This window comes from Pleomorphomonas sp. PLEO, from assembly GCF_041320595.1.
Lineage (GTDB): Bacteria > Pseudomonadota > Alphaproteobacteria > Rhizobiales > Pleomorphomonadaceae > Pleomorphomonas.
Genome location: NZ_CP166625.1, coordinates 3,255,040 through 3,272,856, shown reverse-complemented (window position 1 = coordinate 3,272,856; position 17,817 = coordinate 3,255,040). Strand labels below are relative to the sequence as shown.

Here is a 17,817-nt window from a genome sequence, read left to right as displayed (position 1 = left end):
GCAGAGGCGTGCAAGCAACCGGTCTGTTTCAGCAACCTATAGCTCAGGAACAGCCCGGCGGTGCCGGGCTCGCATCCGTTCGCGATGCAGGGAATAGAGCCCGCTTGCCACGATCAGCGATGCACCGACGGTGGTCGTCAAGCCAGGAACGATACCCCAGACAACAAACGAAACCGCGGTCGCGGAAATCATCTGCAAATAGCTGAAAGGAGCGAGCAGTGACGCTGGCGCCATGCGGTAGGCGAACACGCAACAGACCTGCCCAATGGCGAAAAACAGGCCACCGGCCATGCCAAAGACGAACTCGTGCCACGACGTCTGGAAGATCTCGGGCCAGACCAAAACCGTTGCCACGGACAGGCCGATGAGCGACGTCCAGACCATCATCGTCTCGGCACTGTCGCGAGCCGCCTTGCGCGTCAGAATGGTCGAAAAGGCACCGACAAAAGCGGCAACGAGCGTGAAGATGGAAGCGTAATGGAAACTTGACGTTCCCGGCTGGACGATGATCAGAACGCCGCTGAAACCGACCAGGGCGGAGAGCCAGCGCCGGGTACCGACAACTTCACCGAGAAAGACGATCGATAGCGCCATGACGAACACCGGCGACACGAAGGAGATCGCCGTTGCATCTGGGATCTGCTGGTGCTGAAGGCCAAGCAGAAACAGGATGGTGCCGCAGATCGCCGCCAAGCCGCGCAGAATGTTGAGCCACAAATGCCGAGGACGAAACACCGCCCTTCCCTCACGGCGCAGCGCAAAGGGCACGGCGACGATGACGTAGACGAGATTTCGCCACCAGGCGATCTTCTCGGCGCTGGCCTCGGGCTGAATGAACTTGGCACCAACGTCGCACGCCGCGAACAGCAGCGTCGAGGCCGCGATCAGGGCAATGGCGAGCAATATCCGTTCGTCGACGCGCGACGACAACCCGACGTCAACCGTCGGAGACATGGTCTGGGAGGTCACCTTGCTCTGCCTGCAAAGAGCTGGCCGATCAGCTTGGCCAGCATAGGATGGCGCAATTGCCACCCTCTGCATGAAACGATTTTGAGGCAAAGACAAGGCAGCTCAAAAAACTATGACAAAAAATCTCCGGTTGCGACATAAGGGCATGAACGACCGGTAAAGCGATCAGGACAAATAGCTCGATAACGACAGTTTGGAAATCTTGCCAATGGCTGCGTATGCAGCCTCCAACTGTGCCTCGTAGTTGGACATATTGGCTGCCACCGTGGTGATGTCCACCTCGCTGAGATTGGAGATCACGTCCGCCGCATCGGTCTGGTAATCCTCTTGCGAACTGACGGCGTCCTTCAAGTCCGACGAATCGAGCGACAACTTGGTCTGAACCGTCGACAAACCATCAATGGATTTGGCCAGCAGGTCGATAGCTTTCGTCACCGAGTCACTGTCCGTCGAACCGTTGGCGATGGTGGATATGGCCCACAGCGCCTGTTTGAAGCTATCGTCGTTCGCCGTCACACCATAGGAGATGACGCGACTCGATGAAACCCGCACCGACGCCGTTTGATCGTCGCCTTGATAGTAGTCCAGCTCGTCTTGCGAAGTTGCGGTCGACCCCTCGATGCTGTCGATGTCCACGGGTTCGGTGTCGACAGCGCTGCCGGAAAAGAGATAGCGACCATCCAGCTTTGTGTTCATCAACGAGACGACGCTTTCGAGCGCAGACTTCGCAGACGTCTGCAATGTGTCGGAGCTGGCCGTGGACGAGGCAAGTGTCGCCTTCAAACTGCTGAGGTCGTCGAGGATCGATCCGACGGAATTGTACATCGTCTCGACACGGTTGCTGGCTGTGTTGGCTGCCTCTTTATAAGCTTTGGAGCGCGTCACCGACGCCTGCAACGACACAACACTTCCGGCTTTAGAGCCAAGCCCACCGTAATCATCCGAAACTTGGCCGGACGCCTGCTGCGTCGTGGCTTCCGCTTCCTTGACTTGAATCCTCATTGCCGCCTGGAGCAGGCTTTGTGACGATGCAAAAGTGGCGACACGCATGGCCATGCCTGATCCTCCGACTCTTTACGATTGGCGCGGCTACGATTTCACCGCTGCAAGCAGCGTATCGAACATGTCCTTGGCGGCTTGGATCACCTGGGCCGCCGCCGAATAGAGCGTCTGATAATCCTCGAGTTTGGATGTCTCCTCATCGACGTTGACGCCCGATTGCGAGGCAATGGTGCTTGATAGCGAAGACTGCAACGTATTGGCAGTCGTCTCAGAATCCTCGGCCGTCGACGCGCGGCTCGCGAAAGCGGACACCACGCGAGAGGCATAATCGGTGAGTGTCCCGCTCATCGAACCGATACTGCCGACCGCGCTATAGCTGTAAGAGGTCGTCAATGCCGAATTTAGCGCATCGGCTACCGTTGTGGATCCGCTGGTCAAAACGGTCTTTCCAGTCGTCGTCACGTCGGTTGACAGCGTCCCGACGGCGAGTGTTCCGCTGTCCTTGAGGAGACCTGAGGAAACCTGGATATTGGACGCGGAACTGCCGGTAAAAACGGAATTCAGTCCAAAGAAACTCGAGAAGCTCTGACCATTGATCGAGCTGTCCTTGGCGCCGATCGACACGCCGGAACCATCTGTGTCGGAACTGATGGTGAGCTTGCCATTCGAATCGACCGAAGCACTGATGCCATCAACCGCATCAAGCGCGGATACGAGATCATCAACCGAACTATAGCTGGAGAGGTCGAGGTCCTTATACGAGGTCAGCTTGCCATCCGAGTCCACGAGGGCGACCCGAACAGTCCCAGACGAGGAGAAACTGGAGACACCAGAAACATCCGTCGTTCCAGTGAGGCTGTCGGGTGCCGGCACCGACGATCCATCGGCAACAGCCGCATTGACAGTCGAGATCAGCTTGCTTGCCAGCGTGTCCAGTTCCGACTGCGCGTCCGGCAACGTCTCGTCACGTAATGTCAGCAGCCCGCCGATCTCACCGTTGGTGATCGAACTTGTAATATCTTTGTTGCCATCAACCAAAATCGACCCGTTGGCGTCGACTGAAAGCTCATGAGCGTGGCTGGAGACAAGCGTCGTGCCGCCAGTGGTTGTGACGTAGAGAACGCCGGACGACGTTGTACTCGTGGAAATATCCAGCAGGCTGGAAATCGCCTCGACCGCGGAGTTGCGCTTATCCTCAAGATCGGCGGTCGACTCCCCTTTTTGTTTGCCCGCGGTTATCTGGGTGTTGTAATCGGCAATCTTCTGAAGATTTGCATTGACGGTATCGACGTCGTCGGAAATCTGTTGATCAGCGTTGCTTGCGAGCGTCGATATCGATGACGAAATGTCCCTGAGCTGGCTGGCGAGCGTGTCGGCGGCGGAAATCAGGCTGCTCTGCGTCGAGTTATCGTCTGGCGAAGAAGCCAGCTCGGTTACCGCCGTCTCGAGCGACGCCATCTGTGTGGTAATCGACGTACCGCCGTCATCACTGCCAGTGGTCGATCCCATGAGCGACTGGAGCTGATCGGTGTAGGACGCCGTAATCGAAGCAGACCCAAGGTCCGCGTTGGCCGAAACCAATGACGCGAACACATACTTATCCACACCGCCGGTAATCGATGAAATCGCCGTGCCTGCTCCCTTCGAGCCAGACACCGTCGACACCTGATTGGCCGTTTTGACGGTATACCCGTCGACGTCCGCGTTCGCGATATTGGACGAGGTGACGTTGATGCCAACTTGCGCCGACCTCAACGCCGACAACGCGATAGAACTGGCGACTGATATAGACATGAGCCGCCTCCTCGTGAAGCGCTACCGAATGAGCCTCAAGCGAGGCGGTCGGGGAGAAGGGATGTGTGGGCTGTGGAACCACCCGACATGCGAGACCCTGTCCGCCCATAAACCGGCGCGGTCGACGCCCCGTCTTCGCGAACGGCGGCAACCACCGCCGCGATGCGCCGCCGTGATGCCCCAATGGCGCCAGCGAGCCGCGACAGGTTCTCCTGGGCCAAGCGCTGGACAAACCCGACCCGCTGGTCGAGATAGGAACGTTCGGCGTCGGTAACCGGCCCCGCCGCCCCGATCGCCTTGAGCGAGGCTTCAATACTGGAGGCTAGATTACTCTTTCGGCCGGTCGTTGCGGCGAGCGAAGCGGGCATACCGCTAGCCAGCAGGGCATTCTCATCGTCGATGACGGCGATCAATTCTTCGATGAGCGCGTCGAGTTCGACGATCTTCGGATTATCTGATGGCCGGCGCTCAATGGTTGTTTCGGCGCGCATGATTTTCATTCCTATTCTTATCAAAAGAGAGGATTTCGGCGGATTCAGCCGATGCGCCCAACTTACCGACCGTGAGATAGGCTCTGCTCACCGCGTAGCCGGTATTGGCGCTGGCAATTGCTGCCGCCGTCTCGGCGCGATACCGCTCGAGATCCGCTATTACTTCGGATACTTCGCCCTTCATCAGACCGATAATACGGGGATCGTCCCCCTCTTCTCGCCGGTCTATGTCGCGACGGATGCGTTCGAGCCGTCTGGTCAGGAGTTCGATAGCGTCCTCGATCTCGTCCCTGTCCGTTTTCTTCTTCATCTCAGCGCACCGCTTGCAGAAGAGTATCGAACATGTCCTTAGCGGTGGAGATGATCTGCGAGGCCGACGAGTACGCCTGCTGAGCGGCGATCATGCTCGAGAATTCTGTGTTAGTATCGGACGTCGACTCCTCAAGCTCGGAAGCGTGAATCTTACCGACGCCGTCAGAATTGGCGTAGTGATAGGTGGCGCCGGATGTCGTGCCGGACGTCGAATAGACCGAACTGTTCATTTCGGTCAGGCCGTTAGCATTGGAGAACGTAGCCAGAGGTATTTTATAAATGGCGATCGACTCGTTGTTACTATAATCTCCGTAGACTGTACCATCCTCGTCGATCGAAACGCCCGTGAGCGTTCCATATGCGCAACCGTCGCTAGTGCATTTGACGTCAACCGCGGTACTATCGCTACCCGTCGAAGTCGTACCCTGCCTCAAACCGTCGGAACTACCAATCGTTCCATAATTGAGAGTGGCACTTATATCTTTAGCACCGTCGGTAAGGCCGGTAACAGTAAGCGTGGTCGCCGAGGCCGGCGAGGTCGATGCTAGCGTACCGTCCGAGTTGAATGTGATGGTCGCCGAGCACGATACTGTCGGAGCCGGCGTAACAGCTTTGCCATCGCTATCCTTCAAAGAGCCAGCCGACATCGTCCAGGTATTCGCTGGAGTTGAGCTCTTTTGCCAGGTTACGTCCACACTGTACTCGGTGCCGAGACTATCATAAAGCGAGATTGTGCTAGTATATTGCGTAGACGTCGACGCATCTGCCGGCAGAATACCCTTAAGATCCACACTTGAGGTCGCCACAGCATAGCCTGACAACTTATCGGTATCAATTTTTTCCAGATTGGCGTCGGTGGTACCTCCGACAACATTGCCGCTGGAATCTGTTGGCCAACCCAGCAACGAGTAACCATTATTTGTAAGATACCCAGTACTGTCTTCTACAGTAAAAGAGCCATTTCTAGTGTAGTATACTTGGCTACTATTGTCGCTCTGCACGGCAAAAAAGCCATCCCCCTCAATACCCATGTTGGTACTGACCGATGATGAGACGAGTGTTCCGGCATCTAGAATGTTCTGCGACTTGCTCGCCTTCACGCCACCACTTGAGCTCGTCGTCGAGCTGGAGGTCAGCAGCGACGAGAAGCTCGTCGTGCTCGCCTTGTAACCTGTGGTCGAGACGTTGGCGAGATTGTTGGAGATGATCGATAGAGCCGACGATTGGGCCTGCATGGCCGATACGGCTGAATTCATCGCACCCGTCAGAGACATGGCGGCACCCCTCAGGCAGACGTAGTGGAAAGGGAGGAGGTGATCGTATCGACCGACTCCTGAAGCGACAGCAGCGTCGAGTTCATGTCGCTAAGCTGCGAGTAGCTCGCGTAGGACATCATCTGATTCATGAAATCGGTGGTGTCAGTCGGATCCAGCGGGTTTTGATTCTGGATTTCCTGAACAAGCAGCGTAAGGAACTGCGATGTGTCGATCGACGAAGAAGATGAAGAGGAGGAAGAAGACGATGTACTGGTCGACCCGGTACTCGTCGAAGACCCCACGGAGGACGTTGTGCTCATGATAAACCTCACGCGCCCCCAGCCCTTGTCTCCAAGAGCTAGACTGAATGAATTTTGACTGCCGTCTTTTTTGGCTTCGATATTGAAACGGGTGAGCGAGGAAAATCAGGCGCAAAAACTTAACGAAAACGCCGGTTTCTATTTGTTAACGCTCGTTAATATCTAGAAATACAAAGGGACCAGCGCTCGAGATGGAGAGCTTCATCACGACGAAGGAACGGGGCGAGCGCCGCCCATCTGAACCCTGCCCCGTCGAAACGCCCATCAACGAGAAAAGCCGCCGAAACGGCGGCTTTTGCATTTTGCAACTGCGAGGATCAAAATTGGTTACGAGGAGGCGCTGTCCTTATCGGTCGTGAGCGCCAAGATGCGTGCAGCCAAATCGCGAGGGGCGCGTATCGGGCGAGCCGAGGCAAAAGCAACCCTCAGCGTCATCGCATGGTCAAGAATACGCCGGGCCGGTTCCGAGACGCAGAGTAGCCGCTCCGCCTCTGTACGAAGCGCTTCCGGCCAACGCGCCAAGTCCTCGCCTTGGCGATCGACGAGATCCTGAAACTGCGCTTCGTCCATTCTGGGCAATCCGCTCTACCAATTTTGTAACTCAAAGTATCCGTCAGCCTGCAAATACAAGCAACAGATAAAAAAGATAACAATATGGCGTGCACAGGTTGAGACGACAAAACGCCCCGAAGGCGGCAAGCCCGCGGGGCGAGGACGGCAGAACAGAAAGGAGAAGGGCTTCAGCTGGTAGCTGGTTGTTGACGCATCGGGCCCCGGACTCTGCGGACAGGCGTCGTACCCCGCGTCGGCGCCGGCGCTTTGGTTACCGATTGCTCCGACATAAGGCCCAGAAACATGGTGCTATCAAAGCCGACGGCGGGGGATGTCACCAGAGGGGCAACCGGCGGCGGCACGCGGACCGCCGGCCCGTCGTGGGGCTCCTCAGATGATTCCTGGTGATCGTCCATTCCGGCAATTTTTGCCCAAGCGTTCCGAAGGCCAATCAGGCTATCGTAAAGCTTGCGATAGCGTTTCACCACGTCCGGCTTACCGAAGCTCACATGAAGCGAGATGGTGTAACTTCGATAGACGCGGTGCAGTTGCTCTGCCACTGCCCCACCCTTATCGTAATCAAGCGCCTGATCGAGCCCACGTAGGATGGTGGCCGCTCGCATCACCTTGTTGAAGCACTCCTCGATTTGCTTCTGTTCGCGGGCCCGGATCGCCTGCAGGATGGCCAACAACGTGGCGTCGTACAACTTGACGACGGCGACGGTCGGATGCACGGACGCGGCCGCCTGGCGATAGGCGGCAGCCGCGTAGCCCAAGTGGGAATTCATAAGCGGATCCCTCCTCTATTTCTTAGGAACTGCTGCTGTTCTGGGAATCGAGCAAAGCCGAGAGATAGTCGAGCGTCGACTGAGCCGTGCTAATCTTGGCCTGAATTTTGGCGTAGCGTGTCTTCAGATTTTGCTTATAGGTATCCGCTCGATCTGTAATCGTATCAATCTGATCTTGGTAATCATCATCTTTGTCTTGAAGGCTCGTGACAACCGTTGTGATCGAACCATCACTGTCATTGATGGCCGCATCAGTGATATTATACAATTGCTCAGCTATGCCTGACGCCTGTGTGACAGTGATAGACTGGCTGGTACTGCCGTTATAAACGAAGGTGTAGCCTTCGTAGGCAGTTCCCGCGACGCCCTTGAGGCCATGGCCGGTACTCGTGACCGTAAACAGCCCACTTTGGCCATCGACGGTGGCCCCGGTAAGATTGCCACTGGAATCCACGGTAACGTCGAGTTTGAAGCTCGACGGAGCGTTCGATCCACGATAGAGGATACCAAGATCACTCGACGAGCTTTCGTAAGTATATGAAAATAGTTTTTGGATGGTACTCGGATCGCTGTTCAAGACGTTGTTAAGCGTATCCTCGTCCAACACAAGTTCATTATTTTCGTCGAGACTGAGCCCGATCGACGACATGGATACATCATTGAGCGAGAAAGTCAGCGCCGAAGCAACCTGTTGGTTGATAGCCCGAATGGTGCTATCGCCGAACAAAGCCGAGTCGCTGGAAGCGCCACCGCTTGATGAGGTTTCTTGCTGGGTTAAAGCCCATTTTCGATAGGCGTTGTAAGCATCGACGAAGGAACTTACCGCGCTTTTGATATCAGACAGATTCTGGTCTACCTCGACCGTAACAGACTCGCCCTGACCAGTCGTACCGGTGAGATAGAAGGTCATACCGTCGATTACATCATCGATTTCATTGGATGACCGCGTAATGCTAACATCATCGATGGTAAACTTCGCCTGCTGGGAGGCTTGCAACTCATCGGCAAAAGCGCCCTTATCGTCAATAACACCCATGTTTTTGAGAATACCGTCGGTATCGCTCACAGAGATGGTCTGGCCGGTATCCGCCGTCGTTAGAATAAGCTCGGATGAGGAATCCGACACTTTCAGCACAGTCGCTTTGACGCCGCTGGTGGAGCTCTGATTGTTGATAGCGCTTGCAATATCCGACAGTGACATGTCCGATGTCACGTCGACTGAAACGCTACTCCCCCCGCGGTTCCAATTTTAAAGCTCCCCGATAACGACAGTTCCGACTTTGAAGAAGCATAAGTGCCGCTCGCTACCTTCTGCTCCGTAGCAAGCTGACTAACCGTGATGGAATGGGTACCGGTGTCACTACCGGACTCGACCGAAACGGTAAGAACATTGCTCGCGGTGGCTCCTCCCACACCGGTCAAATAGGCTTTGCGTTCAGCAAAAACATCAGAATCGCTTGAGGAGGAATCGGCACCGGCCCTGAGCGCCTCCGATGAAGTCTGGAGGGTTTCGAGCAGATCCGATGCGTCGTTATAAGCGGAGATCTTGGTTTCGTTAGTGGTGATTTTTGAGGAATAGCTATCCGCGGTAGCAAGCTTGGCTTGATAGAGTTCTTCGATAAGGCCATCCCAATCGACGTTATTGACGTCTGAGCTACCGTAGTTGGTCGAGGAAGAGGAGGAAGAACTGGACGACGTCGAAGAGGTGGAGGTAGTACTGGAGGTCGACGTCATGTCCTTGCTCCCGGGGCACACATTGTCAGTAACGTCGACGGGGAGCTAATTTTAGCTCCCCGCCAGACCAACCGAGCAATTACTGCATTAGCTTCAGCAGGTTCTGCGTCAGGCTGTTAGCTGACGACGCCGCTGCCACGGCTGCCTGCACCATCACCTGCGACGAGGCGAGCTTCGCCTCTTCAGATGCGACGTCGACATCGGAGATGGATGATTTGGCCGATTCAAGGTTTTCAACCTGCGTGGAGATCGAGTCTGAGCTGAACTGGAACTGGCTTTCCTGAGCACCGATACTGGCACGCGCGTTCGATACGGTATCGATGGCGCTGTCGAGTGCCGTCAGAGCGGTGTTGGCGTTGCTCTGGCTCGTGACATCAAGCGTTTTGACGCCAAGAGTCGTGGCATCGAGGCCAGTCAGCTTGATATTGATTGTGTCGGTGCTCGACGAGCCAACCATCACGCTGACGCCGGAGGAGAACATATTGTTGCTGGTCAGCAGGCTCTGCGAGTTGAAGCGGGTACCGCTGGCGATCGTATCGATCTGGCTGGTCAGCGACGAGAATTCTTCGTCGATATAGCTGCGCTCGGTATCAGTCACGGTACCGGAGGCCGACTCGGTGGCCAGAACCTTCATACGCTGCAGGATGTCGGAAATGTTGGACGCGCCACCATCGGCCGTCTGCAGCACCGCAATGGCGTTCGTGGAGTTGGTGGAGGCCTGGTTGAGCGTCGCAACGTCTGACGACAGGCGGGTCGAGATGGCAAGACCGGCGGCGTCGTCCGACGCCTGGCTGATGCGAGAACCCGACGCCAGCTTGGACAGCGACGAGGACTGCGAGTCGGCATTCTTGTTGAGGTAGCGAACGGCGGAGTTGGCGGCGGTGTTGGTCGCGATAACGGGCATTTCAAGCTCTCCCAATCGATGAACAACGTCACCCGTCTGCCGGGAAGACGTTAGCTTGAGGCGTCATCGCCCCTCGCTTCATCCCTTCAACGGACGAGCACGAACCGACCCGGCGAAAATAGTTCGCCGCCCCATATTTTTTTGGTTAATCGCGAGTAAATGACTGACGGATATCATCTTCCGCCTGCGACAAATGCCGGCGCAAATGCTGTCTTCCGCGCTTTAGCAGCGACTCCACAGCCATCACAGTGGTCTCCATAACCTCGGCGATTTCGGCGTTCGACATAGACTCGTGATAGCTGAGGATCACGGCGATGCGCTGCTGGTCGGGCAATTTTGCCAAGGCTGACTCCAGCAGGCTGTTCATCGACGCGCGATGCATCTGCGTGGGCGCGTCCTCGGCGCCGTCAGCCACTTCGGGCGCCGTTTCGAGGTCATCCATCACAGGCTTACGCCGGAGGTCGATGCAGCGATTGGTGATGACGCGATAGAGCCAGGTCGAAAACTTGGCCCGCCCGATCTCCATGCGCTTGCGGTGGGTCCAGAGCTTCAAGAAGCTATCCTGCACCGCATCATCGGCATCGGCGACATTCTTCAGAATACGGAGTGCCAAGGCAAAGCCCCGATCGGCATGCCGTTCTACGAGCCGAGCGAAAGCGTCTCGGTCATCATTGGCAATCAGCTCGAGGAGCTTATCGTCCTCGTCCCTCGCACGCCCAACAGCTATTCCTTCGCCGTCCACGGACGAACCGAGGGGGACAGATGCATCAACACGGAAAGAGCTCGCTGCAGCAACCATCATCACACACCTCAATACGCCGTCGTCATCCGACCAGAGCGTCCCCTACAACACTGAAACGAAGCAACTCGACAAACCAGGCGCAAAAAATCGCCAAACAGAAGAATAATTAAAGTATAGGCAAATAATACCGTGGTCGGCAGGGCAAGTTTTACCTGTCGGCAAAACCTGCCTACCGCCAATCCGGAGCCGTAACCGGCAAAACCCGCGGAATTCCAGCCTTCTTCCATAATTTCAGCCCCACAAAGCTCCCTGGGCAAGTTTTGTCCCAGCGTTCATCCCCTAGTGTTGCAAATGGCATGCTATTTTTCTGTTTTCACAACAGAAACATATATTTAAGGGAAAATTGCAAATAGCAGAAACATATGGAAAAAAATGCCGATGGCTTATGCGAAGAAAATGCCGGTTTCCCAGGCTTCATTCTTTGCGGATATCGGGTCGTAAAAAATCTGTCTGCGACAGAATGTATCTATTGGAAACATTTTGCAAAAGATCGCTAAGCCCGGCATTGACGGGGCGAAGAATTCTCGGCCTGCTCTTCGAAACCGCGCCTGAATGCAGAGCCTCGTCCGTTTTACTTCGGAGACTGGCAAGGAGCCGACATGTTCATCGAACCCAACCGGATGGCCCAAACAACCACCGATCCCACACCGCTAGAATGTGTCAGCTTCGACGTTTTCGACACGATGCTGCTGCGCCGATGCACGACGCCGTCCGGGGTCTTCGAAGTGGCATGTCGACTGGCCGGCTGTGACACGACCCGCCCTGGGTTGGTAGAAAGCTTCACCCAGCATCGGAGCCTCGCCGAAGCCAAAGCGCGAAAGGCTGCTTTCAAAGTGACCGGCAGCGGCGAAGTGGCCATCGAAAAGATCTATGCCCAGTTTCCTCGCCATCTGTTCGGACTTGATGAACTATCCCCCGAGGATTTAGGCGAAGCTGAATTCCAGGCAGAGCTCGTTCTCTGCGTTATCAACCCCGACATCCTCTCCTTTTATCGGTCGGCGCGAGACGCTGGAATGCGGACTGGCTTCGTGTCCGACACCTATTGGAATAGCAAGCGACTTGGTCGACTGCTCACAGCCGCCGCACCGGGTATCACTTGGGATTTCCTTTATGCCTCTTGCGACCACGGCTCATCGAAGAGCGAAAGCCTCTTCCGCAAAGTCGTCGTCGGCGAGAAGCTGAAAGGCCGTCGCACGCTGCATGTTGGCGACAACCCCGCCGCCGATGTCGAGGCTCCCAAACGTCTTGGAATCGAAGCCCATCACCATCGTCAGGCATCAATCTATTTTACCGGCCTGCTGCAGCGAGAAGCATCGACCTTCGCCCTTATTTCTCCCTCTGTCGCCCACGGTCAGCGGATCGATGGCGGCCTCAGATCGCTGCGCCGTTGCGTCGCAAACCGTCTGGCGACTGAGGCCGACGCCTTTGCCCTTGGTGCCACCGTTCTCGGTCCGGTAATGGCCGCCTTCGATCGCTTCGTGTCCGAAGAGATCGAGAAGCTGTCTACCGACGGCCGAAAGGTGGCGGTCGCCTTTCTGGCCCGCGACGGCTTCCTGCCCCATTGCATCTGGACGGCAAGCAATAGGCAGCAGGTCGGTTATGCCGAGATCAACAGGCGCGCCGCCGCGCTCGCCGCCGCCGACGATGCCACCGGGTTCAAGCCATTGCTTCCCGGAATCGAAAAGATCGATCACGCGGGTGTTGTCGAGATGATCGGCGCCGACAGTCCGGATCTTCGCTCCTTCTTTGCCCGCCAACCCGGCGGCATCGCCGATGGCGAGGCGCTTTGCAGCAAGCTGCCGGCATTGCTCGGCAAGGAGACGGTCAGGAAGCTGGCCCGTTCGATGCGCACCGGCTTGTTCGAACACATGCGAGAGGCCATTCCAGATTTCGGGGTGTGCACTGATCTGGTGTTGGTCGACTTGGGTTACAGCGGCTCGGTGCAGAAGGGACTACGGCGCGCCATGAAGGCGGCGGGCCTTCCGATGCGACTGCATGGACTTTATCTTCTGACCAAGGATGACAGCCTCGAAGCCGACAACGGCGATACGATCCAAGGTTTCATCGATGATCTCACCGTGTCGCCCCAGACCAAGTTGACCCTGCTGTCCAATATCGCGGTCCTGGAACAGCTCTGCGCGGCCTCCGACGGCAGCGTGCGCAGTTACCAAAACGGCAAACCAGTGCGCGAACCCGACGTCCGTGACGCCGCGCAAATCGAACTCAGCCGTCAAGCGCAAGCCGGCGCGATCCACTTCGCCGAGCAGCTTGGTGAATTCGCTTCGGCTGGGCTCGACCCATTCGCCGACGCAAATTTGAGAGCCGCCTGGGCCGCTACTCTTCTGGCCCGCCTGCTCCTGATGCCAACCGATGACGAACTCTTGCTGCTGGGTGAGGCCCGCCACGACGTCAACCTCGGCACCAAAATGGTTGTACCACTCGCAGACTCCACCAAGGCAGCCGACTGGATGGTCGCTTGGACTTTTTCGGAAGCCGCCGGCATGCCAGCTCCGCCAATGTGGCCGGCTGGTAGCTTCACCGCAATCTCCCCCATCGATGGATTTTCCTACATCCTTAGGGGGTGCGGACTCCTGCCCCGCGAGATTCACGATGACATTCCCTGCGGCCGGACCGACGTGACTCTGGTGGACAAGACAGCGGCGCACCTTGTGAAAATTACATGCCGACGGACCGGAAACAACGATCTGCGCCTGCATATTCCGCTGTCTCGCCAGCAGGGTATTGAAGCGGTGGCCATCCCCCTCGGGCAGATCGCTTCGCGCGGGTTGTTGCGCGGAATCACGATCCAGCAGCACGACAAACTACTGCTCGGTCACATGAATGCAGAGGTTGAGCGCGTCGCCGCCGAGCGTCTGCATGCCGTCGGTATCAGGTTCGAGGACGATCTGTTCGTCGCCGAGCCCGACGGTAAACTCATTGTCACGCTTCCACCGCTCGAGGCCCAATACGCAATCATCTCCGTACTACTGAGCCCGCTTGGCGTAGGGCGCCCGATGTCACTTACCGAAGACAACCCGGATCGTTCTGCTCTGACGCTGCCATCCCTCTAAAAACAGATCCTCTGTCGTGATGACAAGAAGCGATTTGGCGAGATCTCCCAACCGCCTATTTTTATGAAAGGTCTAGGGTCCGCGAACTTCGCCGCCTGACACCAAGCGCCGAGCCTCCGACGAACCCGGCGCGGTTCATGGGCAACCGTCCTGCGTCTGACTCAAGAGCGATCCTGAGCCTCAATCACCTTGAGATAGTTGAGCAGCCGGTTTTCCTCCAGGCGAGCTAGAAGCGAGTTCTGGTGAAACGGAAACAGTACATTTGCAAGTTGCTCGCTCCAGGGGGCATCCATTGCAAATAGGACGCCTAGACCGAATACGGCCGGAATTTCGACAAAGGCCATCTCTTGGCCATTGGCGAGCATTTCGCGTAGAAAATCGTCTACCGCCGTCAAGACGCCATTTCTCGGTCCTCCTTCTTCAACCGCATAGGCGAAGGCGCCCATTCCCCGAAATCCGGAATTCGGAACGAGGCTGGATCTGCCGGGAATCGCACCGGCATCGAAGGAGAACACATTGCGGTACTCCTGTGGAATCCGCGATGGCTCATAATATTGATCGCGTCTTGCACACGGCCAACCGACATCATGGAGAAAGATCAACAGCGGCTGCTTTTGGTCGCGGCAAATGCCGTTGATTGCTTTAAGCTCGTTATAGACCGTGTACCAATTGTGATCTCCGTCGATCAACCAAGCATCGGCGGCCTTGATGTCAAAAAGCGCTTCAAGGCTGGGGCGGGCATCGTGCCTCACTCTCGGCTCTGCCTCTACCCAACTTAAAAATTCAGGCTTTGGGCATGGATCTATACAGACCAAGCTTCCCTCTACCCTATTCACAAACTTGGCGAGCAGCGTCGACATGCCGCCGTATTCAGCACCAATTTCGACGACCGCCTCGACTTTGGCGATCGACAATGATGACAGGATCAGGTCGCCGAATTCGGCCATCGAATGAATGAGAAGATCTTGCAAGCGTGTCAGCCCTTCGCGGAATTCCATTATTTGGATTATACGCTTGTAGCTGTCGATTCAGGCGACGAAAGTCGTACCGTTCTTCGCCTTCCCAAAGGGATACGGTTGCCCCGGATCTGCGATGGAATGGACGCCGCTACGCGAAGACGGCTTGGCTTCACGACGAGCTGGCTGCGGTCGAGCTGCCGACGATCCGCATCGAGACGCGACAGGCGAACGCCGCCATGAAGACCATGCCGAACAAGACCGATCGCTACGGTGCCCGCGCACTGGTGCAGATCATGCGGACAGGTTGGTTCCGGCAGGTGCATGTGAAGAACCGACGCTGCCAGCTATGGTGCTCATGACTTCTGGCGTCGGGCCGAGACGAACTCAGAAGGTGCAGCTTGACTTCAAGCCCCCCAATCAGAGAAGGCTCTAAACGGGAGGGGCCGTTTCGTAAGCTTGCTAGGCACCAAAATCTGGCACCGTAAAACAACGCTCAGGCGCGGAACGACTGTAGTATGTGGGCAAGCCCCGGCTCGTCCACAACCACGGCAGCATCTTCACAGCTCATCCACTGCCGCTGCCGCTGAGTCCGCTCAGGCCAGTCGGAGAGATTTTCCGTGACTTCGAGGCTATAGACGTCAACATCGACCAGGGCGAAGCAGTCCGGGAGCCGCTTCCAATACCGGTAGTGGCCAATCGGCGTCCTGGACGGCGTGCCGAGCACACCGGCCTCTTCCATCGCCTCGATGGCCGCTGCCTTGCGGTCGGTCTTACCCTTCATGCGCCAGCCCTTGGGGATCAATGGACGATGGGTTTCGCGCGAGGACACGAGCAGTACCGACACGTCTCCATCCGCCGTCCGGCGGAACGGAAGGGCCGCGACCTGATGCTGAATCTTTCCGTCGGCGACTGCCTTGCCCATAATGCTCCAGTGCTGAATATCGATCGAAGGTGGGCATTAGCCCGATTCTCTAGACTTAACTAGTTTACCAGCGAAAAGTTTCCAGTCCGTAGAGAGACGCGATAGGCAATCGCCCCACAACTAAGCATTTGGTCCCAAGAAATTCACGCCCCCCTTGTCGAAAATCCGTCATCGACCTGCCGCAATTACCAATACATTATATTTTCGGCTAAGCTCACCCGCGAAAGAGGCTCCCACCATGCCATTTACGACTAGAGATGCCCACACGGCCCTTATCGTGATCGACCTGCAGAAGGGCATTGCCGCCTTGCCCCCACAGGAGCTGGCACGTCCGGCGATCGCCAATGCCGTCAGGCTGATCGAGACCTTCCGCGCCCATAAGCAGCCGGTTGTGCTGGTCAATGTCATTGGCGGCGCACCGGGCCGCACCGACACGAAGCCAGCCGGTAACCGGCCGGCTGATTGGGCCGAGCTTCTTCCAGAACTGGGTCATTCGCCCGACGATATCCGCATCAGCAAGAAGACCTGGAGCGCCTTCACAGGTACCGGCCTCGATGCTCGCCTTCGCGATCTCGGCGTGACCGGTGTGGTGATCAGCGGCATTGCGACCAGCATGGGTGTCGAGTCGACCGCTCGCTTCGCCCACGAACTCGGCTACAATGTTGCCCTGCCGGTCGACGCCATGACCGATGCCAATCCCGAGGCGCATCGGCGGAGTGTCGAGCTGTTGTTCCCGAGAATCGCCGAGACTGGCACCACGGACGCGTTGATCGCCCTTCTCAAATAGGATCAGCCGAAAAAGCGTCGTGCCAGTGCGTGCAAAAAAGCGGGGCCGCGGTCGAGCAGCGCGTCGTTGAAGTCGTAGCGGCTGCTGTGCAGCCCTGCGCTGTCGCCATTGCCGAGGAACAGATAGGCCCCCCGCACCTTCTCCAGCATGAAGGCAAAGTCTTCGCTGCCCATCATCGGTCGATCGAGCGGCTCGAAGGCGTCATTGCCGAACGTGTCGCGGATCACATCAGCCGCCAGGTCGACCGAGGCAGCGTCATTCATGGTCACCGGATAGCCAACCTGCCAAGCGATATGTGCCTCGGCACCGAAGCTTGCCGCTTGCGCACGAGAGATCTCTTCGAACCGCCGGCATAGTCGCGTGCGGACAGCAGGATCGGTGGCGCGCAAGCTCACCTCCAGCACCGCCTCGTCGGGAATGACGTTGCAGGCCGAGCCGGCATGAAAAGCACCGACCGTGATGACGCCCGCTTCCTGCGGCGGCACATTGCGCGAGACAGCCGTCTGCAAGGCCATGACGATGCTCGCCGCGGCGACCACCGGATCGACGGTATCTTCGGGGCGAGCCCCATGGCCGCCGGCACCGCGCACGGTGAGTGTTGCCGCGTCGATCGCTGCCATCATCGCTCCGGGCCGGGCCGAGAAGCGACCGGCCGCTAGGCCCGGATAGTTGTGCAGCGCAAAGACGGCGTCGCAAGGAAAGCGCTCGAACAGGCCCTCCTCGATCATCCGCGCGGCACCACCGGCCGTCTCCTCGGCCGGCTGGAAGATGAAGCGCACCTTGCCCCGGAAGTCGGTGTCGTTGAGGAGGCGGAAGGCGGCGCCGATCAGCATGGTCGTATGGCCGTCGTGACCACAGGCATGCATCATGCCCGGCGTGCGGCTGGCATAAGGCACGCCGGTCTCCTCAAGGACCAGTAGCCCGTCCATGTCGGCTCTGAGCCCGATGGCCCGGCCGTCGCCGCCACGATCGAGGGTGGCAACAACACCGGTGGCGGCAATGTCGCGCGTCACCGAGAGACCCCAACCCGACAGCAGATCGGCAACGAAAGCCGAGGTCTGCCGCTCCTCATAGCCGGTCTCCGGCATCTGATGCAGGCGACGACGGATGGCAACCAGTTCCGGCAGGAAGGCACCGAAGACGGCTTCGTCCAT

The 17,817-nt window shown here is 57.4% G+C and carries 17 protein-coding genes and 2 pseudogenes; 3 read left to right on the top strand and 16 right to left on the bottom strand.

All coding sequences use genetic code 11. The features are described 5' to 3' along the window. Positions 1-36: 36 nt before the first annotated feature. From AB6N07_RS15150 to AB6N07_RS15090, 13 genes and pseudogenes are all read right to left on the bottom strand, one after another. On the bottom strand, positions 37-954 hold the full coding sequence (locus tag AB6N07_RS15150) for a DMT family transporter (protein ID WP_370673914.1): 918 nt from the start codon (positions 952-954) through the stop codon (positions 37-39). 180 nt (positions 955-1,134) lie between these two features. After that, entirely contained in the window at positions 1,135-2,025 is an 891-nt protein-coding gene (locus tag AB6N07_RS15145) for a flagellin (RefSeq protein WP_370673913.1), read from the bottom strand. A 33-nt stretch (positions 2,026-2,058) separates the two neighbouring features. Next, complete coding sequence (gene flgK / locus AB6N07_RS15140) at positions 2,059-3,765, bottom strand: flagellar hook-associated protein FlgK (RefSeq protein ID WP_370673912.1); 1,707 nt, start codon at positions 3,763-3,765, stop codon at positions 2,059-2,061. 35 nt (positions 3,766-3,800) lie between these two features. Further along, on the bottom strand, positions 3,801-4,256 hold the full coding sequence (locus tag AB6N07_RS15135) for a hypothetical protein (protein ID WP_370673911.1): 456 nt from the start codon (positions 4,254-4,256) through the stop codon (positions 3,801-3,803). Next, positions 4,234-4,566 (bottom strand): hypothetical protein, encoded by a 333-nt coding sequence (locus AB6N07_RS15130; protein ID WP_370673910.1) that lies wholly within the window; start codon positions 4,564-4,566, stop codon positions 4,234-4,236. Before AB6N07_RS15130 ends, AB6N07_RS15135 begins: the two co-directional genes overlap by 23 nt. A 1-nt stretch (position 4,567) precedes the next feature. Continuing rightward, on the bottom strand, positions 4,568-5,842 hold the full coding sequence (flgE, locus tag AB6N07_RS15125; protein ID WP_370673909.1) for a flagellar hook protein FlgE: 1,275 nt from the start codon (positions 5,840-5,842) through the stop codon (positions 4,568-4,570). A gap of 131 nt (positions 5,843-5,973) precedes the next feature. Beyond that, positions 5,974-6,126: pseudogene (locus AB6N07_RS15120) on the bottom strand (flagellar hook capping FlgD N-terminal domain-containing protein); the annotation flags it as partial. Positions 6,127-6,471: 345 nt separating this feature from the next. Then, positions 6,472-6,714 (bottom strand): hypothetical protein, encoded by a 243-nt coding sequence (locus tag AB6N07_RS15115; protein WP_370673908.1) that lies wholly within the window; start codon positions 6,712-6,714, stop codon positions 6,472-6,474. Positions 6,715-6,884: 170 nt separating this feature from the next. Continuing rightward, entirely contained in the window at positions 6,885-7,484 is a 600-nt protein-coding gene (gene fliS / locus AB6N07_RS15110; protein ID WP_370673907.1) for a flagellar export chaperone FliS, read from the bottom strand. A gap of 22 nt (positions 7,485-7,506) precedes the next feature. Continuing rightward, positions 7,507-8,685 (bottom strand): flagellar filament capping protein FliD, encoded by a 1,179-nt coding sequence (fliD, locus tag AB6N07_RS15105; RefSeq protein WP_370673906.1) that lies wholly within the window; start codon positions 8,683-8,685, stop codon positions 7,507-7,509. Between the two features lie 8 nt (positions 8,686-8,693). Further along, positions 8,694-9,218 carry a flagellar cap protein FliD N-terminal domain-containing protein gene (locus AB6N07_RS15100; RefSeq protein ID WP_370673905.1) on the bottom strand — a complete coding sequence of 175 codons (525 nt, stop codon included), beginning with the start codon at positions 9,216-9,218 and terminating at the stop codon, positions 8,694-8,696. A 79-nt stretch (positions 9,219-9,297) separates the two neighbouring features. Beyond that, complete coding sequence (locus AB6N07_RS15095) at positions 9,298-10,122, bottom strand: flagellin (protein ID WP_370673904.1); 825 nt, start codon at positions 10,120-10,122, stop codon at positions 9,298-9,300. A gap of 145 nt (positions 10,123-10,267) precedes the next feature. After that, positions 10,268-10,924 carry a sigma-70 family RNA polymerase sigma factor gene (locus tag AB6N07_RS15090; RefSeq protein ID WP_370673903.1) on the bottom strand — a complete coding sequence of 219 codons (657 nt, stop codon included), beginning with the start codon at positions 10,922-10,924 and terminating at the stop codon, positions 10,268-10,270. A gap of 599 nt (positions 10,925-11,523) precedes the next feature. Between AB6N07_RS15090 and AB6N07_RS15085 the strand changes: the two genes are divergently transcribed. Further along, positions 11,524-13,995, top strand: coding sequence for a hypothetical protein (locus AB6N07_RS15085; RefSeq protein ID WP_370673902.1), 2,472 nt, complete (start codon positions 11,524-11,526; stop codon positions 13,993-13,995). 161 nt (positions 13,996-14,156) lie between these two features. Here the strand turns inward: AB6N07_RS15085 and AB6N07_RS15080 are convergent, their stop codons facing one another. Next, positions 14,157-14,993, bottom strand: a complete 837-nt coding sequence (locus tag AB6N07_RS15080; RefSeq protein ID WP_370673901.1) for a class I SAM-dependent methyltransferase — start codon at positions 14,991-14,993, stop codon at positions 14,157-14,159. Positions 14,994-15,112: 119 nt separating this feature from the next. On the opposite strand from AB6N07_RS15080, the pseudogene AB6N07_RS15075 reads away from it, so the two are divergent. Beyond that, a pseudogene (locus tag AB6N07_RS15075) lies at positions 15,113-15,310 on the top strand (IS110 family transposase); the annotation flags it as partial. A gap of 137 nt (positions 15,311-15,447) precedes the next feature. On the opposite strand, the gene AB6N07_RS15070 reads toward AB6N07_RS15075, so the two are convergent. Continuing rightward, positions 15,448-15,876: an NUDIX hydrolase gene (locus tag AB6N07_RS15070; RefSeq protein ID WP_370673900.1), complete on the bottom strand. Its 429-nt coding sequence runs from the start codon at positions 15,874-15,876 to the stop codon at positions 15,448-15,450. A 238-nt stretch (positions 15,877-16,114) separates the two neighbouring features. Here AB6N07_RS15070 and AB6N07_RS15065 point away from each other — a divergent pair, with 238 nt between their 5' ends. Then, complete coding sequence (locus tag AB6N07_RS15065; protein ID WP_370673899.1) at positions 16,115-16,663, top strand: cysteine hydrolase family protein; 549 nt, start codon at positions 16,115-16,117, stop codon at positions 16,661-16,663. A gap of 2 nt (positions 16,664-16,665) precedes the next feature. On the opposite strand, the gene AB6N07_RS15060 is transcribed toward AB6N07_RS15065, so the two are convergent. Further along, a complete protein-coding gene (locus AB6N07_RS15060; RefSeq protein ID WP_370673898.1) occupies positions 16,666-17,817 on the bottom strand; it encodes a M20 aminoacylase family protein in 1,152 nt (383 codons plus the stop codon).